Source organism: Methylopila henanensis (assembly GCF_042681025.1).
GTDB classification, from domain to species: domain Bacteria; phylum Pseudomonadota; class Alphaproteobacteria; order Rhizobiales; family Methylopilaceae; genus Methylopila; species Methylopila henanensis.
This window is the reverse complement of the sequence record NZ_JBHUER010000006.1, coordinates 112,886-122,482: the sequence shown is the minus strand read 5'-3', so window position 1 is coordinate 122,482 and position 9,597 is coordinate 112,886. Positions and strand designations below refer to the sequence as shown.

At 70.0% G+C, this 9,597-nt stretch carries 8 protein-coding genes and 3 pseudogenes (1 of these 11 running past the window's edge); 1 reads left to right on the top strand and 10 read right to left on the bottom strand.

Annotated features, from left to right (window positions below):
* Nucleotides 1–21 precede the first annotated feature (21 nt).
* From phoB to ACFSCV_RS09625, 8 genes and pseudogenes are all read right to left on the bottom strand, one after another.
* Nucleotides 22–723, bottom strand: coding sequence for a phosphate regulon transcriptional regulator PhoB (gene phoB / locus ACFSCV_RS09660; RefSeq protein WP_378799306.1), 702 nt, complete (start codon nt 721–723; stop codon nt 22–24).
* Between the two features lie 4 nt (nt 724–727).
* Complete coding sequence (phoU, locus tag ACFSCV_RS09655; RefSeq protein ID WP_378799335.1) at nt 728–1,441, bottom strand: phosphate signaling complex protein PhoU; 714 nt, start codon at nt 1,439–1,441, stop codon at nt 728–730.
* Between the two features lie 38 nt (nt 1,442–1,479).
* Nucleotides 1,480–2,301 (bottom strand): phosphate ABC transporter ATP-binding protein PstB, encoded by an 822-nt coding sequence (pstB, locus tag ACFSCV_RS09650; RefSeq protein ID WP_378799305.1) that lies wholly within the window; start codon nt 2,299–2,301, stop codon nt 1,480–1,482.
* A 25-nt stretch (nt 2,302–2,326) separates the two neighbouring features.
* A pseudogene (gene pstA / locus ACFSCV_RS09645) lies at nt 2,327–3,130 on the bottom strand (phosphate ABC transporter permease PstA); the annotation flags it as partial.
* Nucleotides 3,131–3,682: 552 nt separating this feature from the next.
* A pseudogene (locus tag ACFSCV_RS09640) lies at nt 3,683–4,162 on the bottom strand (DUF3333 domain-containing protein); the annotation flags it as partial.
* A 1-nt stretch (nt 4,163) separates the two neighbouring features.
* Complete coding sequence (gene pstC, locus ACFSCV_RS09635) at nt 4,164–5,552, bottom strand: phosphate ABC transporter permease subunit PstC (protein ID WP_378799303.1); 1,389 nt, start codon at nt 5,550–5,552, stop codon at nt 4,164–4,166.
* Between the two features lie 113 nt (nt 5,553–5,665).
* The gene (locus tag ACFSCV_RS09630) at nt 5,666–6,706 is read right to left on the bottom strand and encodes a PstS family phosphate ABC transporter substrate-binding protein (RefSeq protein WP_378799333.1); all 1,041 of its coding nucleotides are present in this window, start codon (nt 6,704–6,706) and stop codon (nt 5,666–5,668) included.
* Between the two features lie 378 nt (nt 6,707–7,084).
* Nucleotides 7,085–8,398 (bottom strand): ATP-binding protein, encoded by a 1,314-nt coding sequence (locus tag ACFSCV_RS09625; protein ID WP_378799301.1) that lies wholly within the window; start codon nt 8,396–8,398, stop codon nt 7,085–7,087.
* Between the two features lie 125 nt (nt 8,399–8,523).
* Here ACFSCV_RS09625 and ppk2 point away from each other — a divergent pair, with 125 nt between their 5' ends.
* On the top strand, nt 8,524–9,495 hold the full coding sequence (gene ppk2 / locus ACFSCV_RS09620; RefSeq protein WP_378799299.1) for a polyphosphate kinase 2: 972 nt from the start codon (nt 8,524–8,526) through the stop codon (nt 9,493–9,495).
* 11 nt (nt 9,496–9,506) lie between these two features.
* Here the strand turns inward: ppk2 and ACFSCV_RS09615 are convergent.
* A pseudogene (locus ACFSCV_RS09615) lies at nt 9,507–9,566 on the bottom strand (hypothetical protein); the annotation flags it as partial.
* Nucleotides 9,562–9,597, bottom strand: partial view of a sigma-54-dependent Fis family transcriptional regulator gene (locus tag ACFSCV_RS09610; protein WP_378799331.1) — the end only. 1,635 nt of this gene lie beyond the right edge of the window; 36 of the gene's 1,671 nt are visible here — the last part of the coding sequence; its start codon lies beyond the right edge, outside the window; the stop codon is at nt 9,562–9,564. The pseudogene ACFSCV_RS09615 and the gene ACFSCV_RS09610, both read right to left, overlap by 5 nt.

Genomic DNA, 9,597 nt, shown 5'->3' with positions numbered 1-9,597 from the left:
TTTTTCGGCTCGCCGTCCGCGTCACTGCGTGCGGGCGAAGGTCTCGTCGAAGGAGTAGCCGGCGCCGCGGACCGTGCGGATCGGGTCGAGCTGGCGGCCGCGGTTGATCGCCTTGCGCAGCCGGCCGACATGCACGTCGACCGTGCGCTCGTCGATGTAGACGTCGTGGCCCCAGACCCCGTCGAGAAGCTGCTCGCGCGAGAACACCCGGCCAGCCGACTGCATCAGGAACTCGAGCAGCTTGAACTCGGTCGGTCCGAGATGGACCTCGCGCGCCTGCCGATGCACCCGGTGGGACTGGCGGTCGAGCTCGATGTCGCCGGCCTTGAGCACGTTCGCCACATGCTCGGGTTTCGCCCGGCGCAGCAGCGCCCGCACCCGCGCCACGAGCTCCGGCACCGAGAACGGCTTGACCACGTAGTCGTCCGCGCCTGTGGCGAGGCCGCGCACGCGCTCGGCCTCCTCGCCGCGGGCGGTCAGCATGATGATCGGCAGCCGCTCGGTCTCGGGCCGCGTGCGCAGCCGCCGGCACAGCTCGATGCCGGACAGGCCCGGCAGCATCCAGTCGAGAAGGATGAGGTCCGGAGTCGCCTCGCGCAGCCGGGTCTCGGCCTCGTCGCCGCGCGCCACCGCCTCGACGGCGTAGCCCTCGGCCTCGAGGTTGTAGCGCAGCAGCAGCGCCAGCGCTTCCTCGTCCTCGACGATCATCACCCGTGGGGTCATCGGCTCACCCCTGATACTCGATCTTGGTCGAGCTCGTGGTGTCGCCCTTGGGGCGATCGTCCAGCAGCGGCTCGCCGTTGACGAGATAATAGATGGTTTCGGCGATGTTGGTGGCGTGGTCGCCGATGCGCTCGACGTTCTTGGCGCAGAACAGCAGATGGGCGCAGAACCCGATGTTGCGCGGGTCCTCCATCATGTAGGTCAGCAGCTCGCGGAACAGCGAGGTGTAGAGCGAGTCGATCTCGCCGTCGCGGCGCCACACCTCCATAGCGCGGGCTTCGTCGCGCTGGGTGTAGGCGTCGAGCACCTCCTTGAGCTGGCCGAGCGTCAGGTCGGAGATGTGCTCCACGCCGTGGGCGAGCTTCGGCGGCTGAAACTGGCCGTCGAGCGCGATGACGCGCTTGGCGATGTTCTTGGCGAGATCGCCGATGCGCTCGAGGTCGTTCGCGATGCGCAGCGCCGCCACCACCTCGCGCAGGTCGATCGCGACCGGCGCGCGCTTGGCGATGGTGAGGATGGCGCGCTCCTCGATCTCGTGCTGCAGCCGGTCGATCGAGCGGTCCCACTCGATCACGCGGCGGGCGAGCGGGCTGTCGCGCTTCAGCAGGGCGCCGACGGATTCGGCGACGAGCTTCTCGCAGAGCCCGCCCATCTCGGCGAGCTTGTCGCCCAGCTCCTTCAGGTCGGCGTCGAAGGCGCTGACGATGTGGTCGGTCATCAGGGTCATGGAGGGATCTCCCCGGGGAACGCGCGGGCTCAGCCGAAGCGGCCGGTGATGTAGTCCTGGGTGCGGCGGTCGTTCGGGCTCGTGAAGATGCGCTCGGTCGGACCGCCCTCGACGAGGACGCCGAGATGGAAGAACGCGGTGCGCTGCGACACGCGCGCGGCCTGCTGCATCGAATGCGTCACGATCACGATCGTGAAGTTCTGGCGCAGCTCGTCGATCAGCTCCTCGATCTTCGCGGTCGCGATCGGGTCGAGCGCCGAGCACGGCTCGTCCATCAGGATGATCTCAGGCGAGACCGCGATGGCGCGGGCGATGCAGAGGCGCTGCTGCTGGCCGCCGGAGAGGCCGGTGCCGCTGTCGTCGAGCCGGTCCTTGACCTCGTTCCAGAGGCTCGCCTTGCGCAACGAGTCCTCGACGATCTCGTCGAGCTCGGCCTTGGAGCGGGCGAAGCCGTGGATGCGCGGGCCGTAGGCCACGTTCTCGTAGATCGACTTCGGGAACGGGTTCGGCTTCTGGAACACCATCCCGACGCGGGCGCGGAGCTGCACCACGTCGAGCGACGGGTCGTAGATGTCCTGGTCGTCGATGGTGATCAGCCCGGTGACCCGGCAGATCGAGATCGTGTCGTTCATGCGGTTGATGCAGCGCAGGAACGTCGACTTGCCGCAGCCCGAGGGCCCGATGAAGGCGGTGACGGCGCGCTCGGCGATGTCGATCGATACGTCCTTGAGGGCGTGCTTCTCGCCGTAGTGCACGTTGACGTTCTTGGCGACGATCTTGGGGTTCGCCACCGCGTCGGGGGCGGCGGCGCCCGTCGCGGACGGCTTGGTGAGGGCTGCGGTCGCGTCCATGGTCGAAACTCCGTGTGTCACGCTCTCACCACCGCCGCTCGAAGCGCTTGCGCAGCAGGATCGCGAGCCCGTTCATGAGGAAGAGGAACAGCAGCAGCACGATGATGGCCGCCGAGGTCTTGGCCTGGAAGGCGACTTCCGGCAGGTCCGACCAGAGGTAGATCTGGACGGGCAGCGCCGTGGTGGCCGAGGTCAGGCCGGTCGGCACGTCGACGATGAAGGCCACCATGCCGATCAGCAGCAGCGGCGCGGTCTCGCCGAGGGCGTGGGCCATGCCGATGATGGTGCCGGTCATGATGCCGGGCATCGCGAGCGGCAGCGTGTGGTGGAACACCGCCTGCTGGTGCGAGGCGCCGACGCCGAGCGCGGCCTCGCGGATCGAGGGCGGCACCGCCTTCAGCGCGGCGCGGCTCGCGATGATGATCGTGGGCAGCACCAGCAGCGCCAGCACGAAGCCGCCGACCACCGCGGAGGAGCGCGGCATGCCGAAGAAGTTCAGGAACACCGCGAGGCCGAGCAGGCCGTAGACGATCGAGGGCACCGCGGCGAGGTTGTTGATGTTGATCTCGATGATGTCGGTCAGCCGGTTCTTCGGCGCGAACTCCTCGAGATAGACCGCCGCGCCGACGCCGACGGGCAGGCAGATCACGAGCGTCACGAACATCGTGAAGATCGAGCCGACCAGCGCGCCGAGGATGCCGGCCTGTTCGGCCTCGCGCGAGTCGCCCGAGGTGAAGAAGTCGACGTTGAAGCTCGTCTCGACCAGGCCCTTGGCCTTCAGCGTCTCGAGCCAGGCGATCTCCTGATCGCCGAGGCGGCGCTCGCTCTCGGGCGTGGCGTAGGCCAACACCTTCCAGGCGTCGGCCTGCGCCGCGTTCTGGTTCTCGAGCGGCACGAGCACGTCGCCCTCGACCCGGTTCGCCGACAGGCTGCGCACCTTGACGAGGCCGCCGTTGATCGCGACCAGCCGGCTCGGCAGCTTCTCGTCCAGCGTCTCGGCGCCGGACGAGTCCTTGAACCGGTTCTCGAAATCGGCGGCCTCGCCGGCGAGCGTCTCCATCTGCGCGCGCAGGCTCTCGGCGTCGGAATCGATCTTGGCGAGCGCGTTGCGCGCCACCGTGATCCCGCTCTCGTCGCCCGCGCCGTTGGCGGCGGCGAGCGCCTTTTCGGCCGCGGGCCGGTCGGCCAGCACGCCATCGCGGAGCGTCTTGATCCGCTCGACCTCGAACCGGCGCGCGCGCGCCGTCTCGGACAGGTCGTTCTTGATCTCGGCCAGGTCGTCGGCGAAGGCCGGCGCGGTGGTCTCGATCACGATCGAGCCGGTCACGCCGGACGGCGTCGCGACGCCCTCGCCCGGCTCCTCCTCGACGGAGGTGACCGCGCCCTTGAAGTAGAGGTCGGCGTCGTCGGAGAACTGCGCGCGGGTCTGGACGGTCTGGCCGATCAGGTTCGGGTTGGCCATGATCTCGGCGCGGAGCTCGTCCGCTGCTCCGCTCGACAGCAGGCCGTTGAGCTTGCGGCGCTCGGCGCGGCCGGACACCTGCGGGAACAGCGCGCCGTAGCTCTCGCGGATCGCCGCGGTGTAGTCGCCGCGGGCGAGCGACGAGCGCGAGCGGTCGCCGTCCGGATCGACCTTGTCGGCGGTCGGCCGCGCGTCGATCGTGAGATGCGTCACGGTGAAGGCGGGCCACGCCTTCACGAGGATGTCGGAGATCAGCACCACCAGGAAGAGGGCGGAGAACGCCAGCGCGGCGACGCCGTAGGCGCGGAAGCGGGCTTCGGCGCGGTAGCGCTTGCGCACGCGGGCGCGGGAGGCGTCGGCGCTGAGGCCGCGGGAGGAGCCGGCGGCGGTTGCGGTCATCTCAGTCATACTGCTCTCGGTACTTCTGGACGATGCGGAGCGCGATGAAGTTCAGCACCAACGTGAAGAAGAACAGCACGAAGCCGAGCGCGAAGGCCGACAGCGTCTTGGGGCTGTCGAACTCCTGATCGCCGACGAGCAGCGTCTTGATCTGCACGGTGACGGTGGTGACCGCCTCGAGCGGGTTGAAGGTCAGGTTGCCGGCGAGGCCCGCCGCCATGACCACGATCATGGTCTCGCCGACGGCGCGGGAGATCGCGAGCATGAAGGCCGACACGATGCCCGGCAGCGCCGCGGGAAGGATGACCTTCTTGATGGTCTCCGACTTGGTGGCGCCCATGCCGTAGGAGCCGTCGCGCAGCGACTGCGGCACGGCGTTGATCACGTCGTCGGACAGCGACGACACGAAGGGAATGATCATCACGCCCATGACGAGGCCGGCCGCGAGCGCGCTCTCGGAGGCGACGTTGAGGCCGAGCAGCTCGCCGGTGTTGCGGATGAACGGCGCGACGGTGAGGGCCGCGAAGAAGCCGAACACCACGGTCGGCACGCCGGCCAGCACCTCCAGCACCGGCTTCGCGATCCCGCGCACCCGGGGGCTGGCGTATTCCGCCATGTAGATCGCGGAGAACAGGCCGATGGGCCCCGCCACCAGCATGGCGATCAGCATGATCAGCGTGGTGCCCGCGAACAGCGGCACGGCGCCGAAGCTGCCCGAGGCGCCGACCTGGTCGGCGCGGATCGCGGTCTGCGGCGACCAGTGCAGCCCGAACAGGAAGTCGTGCCAGGGGTACTTGGAGAAGAACCGCAGCGTCTCGAACAGCACCGAGAACACGATGCCGACGGTGGTGAGCACCGCGACCGCGGAGCAGGCCAGCAGCACCACCTTCACCACCCGCTCGACGCGGTTGCGGGCGCGGAACTCCGGCGAAAGCTGGCGCGCGGCCCAGCCGAAGCCGACGAGCGCGAGCGCGCCGCCGAAGATCAGCAGAGCCCAGTCGGCCAGCCCACGCCACATTGCGAAGGCGTCGGCGCCGGCCTGCACGCCGGCGGGCGCGTCCGGAACCTGACCGCCGTTGGCGAGAGTCACGATCTCGCGCATGCGGGTCGAGCGCTGCAGCTCGTCGGTCGGGACGAGATGCTGCGGCAGCGCCGACAGCGCCTGCATCTCGACGAAGCGCGGCGCGAACGGCTGCCAGAGCAGCAGCAGGAGCAGCATCGGGGCGACCGCCGCCACCGCGAGGTAGAAGCCGTGATAGCTCGGCAGCGAGTGCATCCGCGCGCCGCCGGGCGCGACGCCCGCGACCGCGAAAGCGACGCCCTTCTGGCGTCCGGCCAGATAGGCGCCGACGCCCACGAGGACCATTGCGACGATGTAGATCAATGTCATCCGCTGAGCGCTCCGCCCGCTCGAAACCCGGACCGTTCCGGGCCGCTTCCCGCCTGACAGGCGGACGGCGCCGCGAGCTTCAGCCCGCGGCGCCGCGTCGTCATGTCAGCCGATCAGGAGGCCGGCGCGCCGATGACGGCGAGGTTCTTGGCGGCGTCCTCGGCGCTGTGCGCCTCGGTCTTCGGGAGCGGCACGAGGCCCTTCTCCGAGAGATAGCCTTCCTCGCCCATCGCCTTGTCGGAAGCGTATTCGGCGATGAACTCCTTGAGGCCCGGGACCACGCCGACGTGCTGCTTCTTGAAGTAGACGTAGAGCGGGCGGGAGACCTTGTAGGAGCCGTCGGCGATCGCCTCGAAGGTCGGGGCCTTGCCTTCGACCGCGGCGCCCTTGATCTGCGACGCGTTCTCTTCAAGGAACGAGTAGCCGAAGATGCCGACCGCCTTCGGGTTGGCCTCGAGCTTCTGGACGATCAGGTTGTCGTTCTCGCCGGCGTCGATATAGGCGCCGTCCTCGCGGATGGTCTTCCAGGCCTTGTCAAAGGCCTTGGCGTCGGACTTCTTCAGCGCGGCGAGGCTTTCGACCTTCTCGGCGCCCTTCTCCATCACGAGCTCGAGGAAGGCGTCGCGGGTGCCCGAGGTCGGGGGCGGGCCGAGCACTTCGATCTTCTCGGCCGGCAGCGACGGGTCGATGTCGTTCCAGGCCTTGTAGGGGTTCGCGACCGGCTTGCCGTCCGGGCCCGGCACTTCCTTGGCGAGCGCCAGGAAGATCTGCTGGCGGGTCAGCTTGAAGTCCGGACCCTTCTTGGAGTTGGCGACCACGATGCCGTCGAAGCCGACCTTCAGCTCGACGATCTCGGTGACGCCGTTCTTCTGGCAGTCGTCGAACTCGGACTTCTTGATCGCGCGCGAGGCGTTGACGCCGTCCGGATGGCCGGCGCCGACGCCGGCGCAGAACAGCTTGAGGCCGCCGCCGGTGCCGGTCGACTCGACGACCGGGGTCTTGAACTGGCCGGCCTTGCCGAACTGCTCGGCGGCCGCGGTGGTGAACGGATACACCGTCGACGAGCCGACGATGCGGATCTGGTCGCGGGACTGGGCGCTGGCGGCGCCCGCGGCGAGCACGCCGGCGAACGCGAGCGCGATGGTGCTGGACATCGTGAAGAGCTTCACGCGGCCTCTCCTGTTGATCGTCATGATCGTCGTTAATGCGGTGTCGTCAAAGACGGTTTCGGAGGTAGGTTCCGGCCGTCCCGACCCGCGTCCTGCGCGGGTTCGGCCGGAACCTAGCCCCGTGTGATCTCGCTTCTATGACTCTTGCGTGACGTCTGGATGACAGCGCGAACGCCTGAGAATTCCGGGCGCGCGAGTCAGCCTGCAGCTTCGGGCGTCACTCTCGCCCAGGCTCGCCGAACCAGCCTCGTCGTCCTCCGGCTTGACCGGAGGCCCCATGTCGGGATCTAGCGCCACGCCGGAGATGGATCGTCCGGTCAAGCCGGACCATGACGAAGGGGCCAAAAGCGGAGGCCGCTGGCGTCACCCCGCCAGCCGCGCGCCTTCCGGCGCGGGCTTCGGCGGGGCCGCGCCGTCGAGCGTGACGGTGAAGCGGGCGCCCTCGCCCAGACGGCTCTCGATCAGAAGCTGGCCGGCGTGCCGCGTGAGGATGTGCTTGGCGAGCGCGAGCCCCAGCCCGGTGCCGCCGGCCTCGCGGCTCGCCTGCACGTCGCCGCGGTAAAAGCGCTCCGTCAGCCGCGGCAGGTCCTCCGGCGGGATGCCGGGTCCGTAGTCGCGCACCACGAGGCGGGCCGCCTGCGGGCCCTCGCCGCCTTCGACCGCGACGTCGACGCGGCCGCCGGAGCGGCCGTACTTGACGCCGTTCTCGACGAGGTTCTCCACCACGCGGATCAGCTCGTCGCGGTCGCCGCGGACCCAGACCGGCGTCTCCGGCAGCGCGACCGCGATCTCGACGCCGCGGTCGGCGGCGAGCGGCCCGAGCGCGTCCGCCACGTTGCGCGCGATCGGGGCGAGCTCGACCAGCGCGTCCGGCCGCACATGGGCTTTCAGTTCGATGCGCGACAGCGACAGCAGGTCGTCGATCAGCCGCGACATCCGCGTCGCCTGGGAGCGCATGATCTCGAGGAACCGCTCGCGCGCCTTCTCGTCGTTCCGGGCCGGGCCTTGCAGCGTCTCGATGAAGCCGAGCAGCGAGGCGAGCGGCGTCCTGAGCTCGTGGCTCGCGTTCGCGACGAAGTCGACGCGGGTGCGCTCCGCCCGGCGCTGCGCGGTCAGGTCGCGCAGCGCGAGCACGATCGCGCGCGGCCCCTGCGGCCCGATCGCCGCCGGCGCCACATGGGCCTCGATCCAGCGCTCCACCGGCACCCGCTCGGAGTAGCTGACGAGCGCCGGGCGAGCGAGCGACGCCGCCTCCTTCACGGCGGCCAGCACCTCCGGCACGCGCAGCGCGAACGACACCGGGTCGCCGACGCGGATGGTCGGCAGCGCGGCGCCGGCGTGGGCGTTGAAGGCGAGCACGACGCCGCGCGGATCGAGCACCAGCGTCGGGCCCGGCAGGCCCTGCAGCAGCAGAAGCGTCTGCGGCCCGACGATGGCGTCGGCGGGGTTCGCCCGGCTCCGCGACGCCTCCGCCGGCGTCCGCCGCGCAGGCGCCACGATGGTCGCGAGCGCGACGAAGGCGAAGGCGAGCAGCGCCTCGACCGGCCCGAGCCGCCGGGCGGCCACGAAGGCCGCGAGCGCGGCCGCGACCGCGACGAGGGTCCAGCCGGCCCGGCGCAGGCGCATGGCCGCGCGCGAGGAGGCGCGGTCGGGTCGGGTCGGGTCGGCGTCGGTCATGATGCTCCGAAGGATAGGAGGGGTAAGGCCGCGGGCGCGCCGGCGCCGCTGGCCAAACCGGAAAGAGACGCCACCTTCATGACGCCCCCGCGACGTCCGCGGCGCGCAGCAGGAGACGCCTTCCCGTGACGAAGAAAGCCAAGCCAAGCGTCCGCCGCAAGCCCCGCGTCGCAGCCCCCGAGACGGAGGACGCCATCCTCGACAGCGTCGTTCCCGAAAGCATGGGCGACGCGCCGAAGGTGACGATCTCCGGGATCGCGGTCGATCTCGACGAACCGGAGCTGCCCGCCGCGATCGAGGACGCGGCGCTCGCGAGCGGCGGCTTCCCCTACGCCAAGCGGCTCAAGGCCGAGGAGTACGAGGAGCCGCTCGTCCGGCTCCAGATCGAGCTCCTCAAGCTGCAGGCCTGGGCCAAGCAGTCGGGAGAGCGCATCGTCGTGGTGTTCGAGGGCCGCGACAGCGCCGGCAAGGGCGGCGTCATCCAGCGCGTGACCGAGCACATGAACCCGCGCAACGCCCATGTGATCGCGCTCGGAAAGCCGTCGCCGGACGAGGCCGGGCAATGGTATTTCCAGCGCTACCTCAAGCACATGCCGACCGCCGGCGACATCACGCTGTTCGACCGCTCCTGGTACAACCGCGCCGTGGTGGAGCCGGTGATGGGCTTCTGCACCGCGGAGCAGTCCGCGCGCTTCCTGGAGGAGGCCCCGCGGGTGGAGCGGCTGCTGGTCGACGACGGCGTGCGGCTGTTCAAGTTCTTCCTCACCATCGGCCGCGAGATGCAGATCAAGCGGCTGCACGACCGCCGGCACGACCCGCTCAAGCGCTGGAAGCTGTCGCCGATCGACTACGCTGGGCTGAATCTTTGGGAGCCGTACTCCCACGCGATCGAGCAGATGCTGGCCGCGACCCACACCGCCGCAGCGCCCTGGACCGTGGTCCACGCGAACGACAAGCGCAGGCTCAGGCTCGCCTGCATCCGCCACCTGCTGCTCCACATCCCCTATCGCGGCCGCGACCTGAAGGCGATCGGCGGCAATGACGAGCGCATCGTGATGGACGCGCCGGCCTTCCTCCACGCCGGCGGCGAGAGCTAAGGTCTGAGCCCTCAGCGCCGGCGGGCGAGTCCGCGCCGGTAGAGCGTCGAACGGCTCACGCCGAGCCTACGCGCGGCCTCGGCGACATTGCCGCCGGCCGCC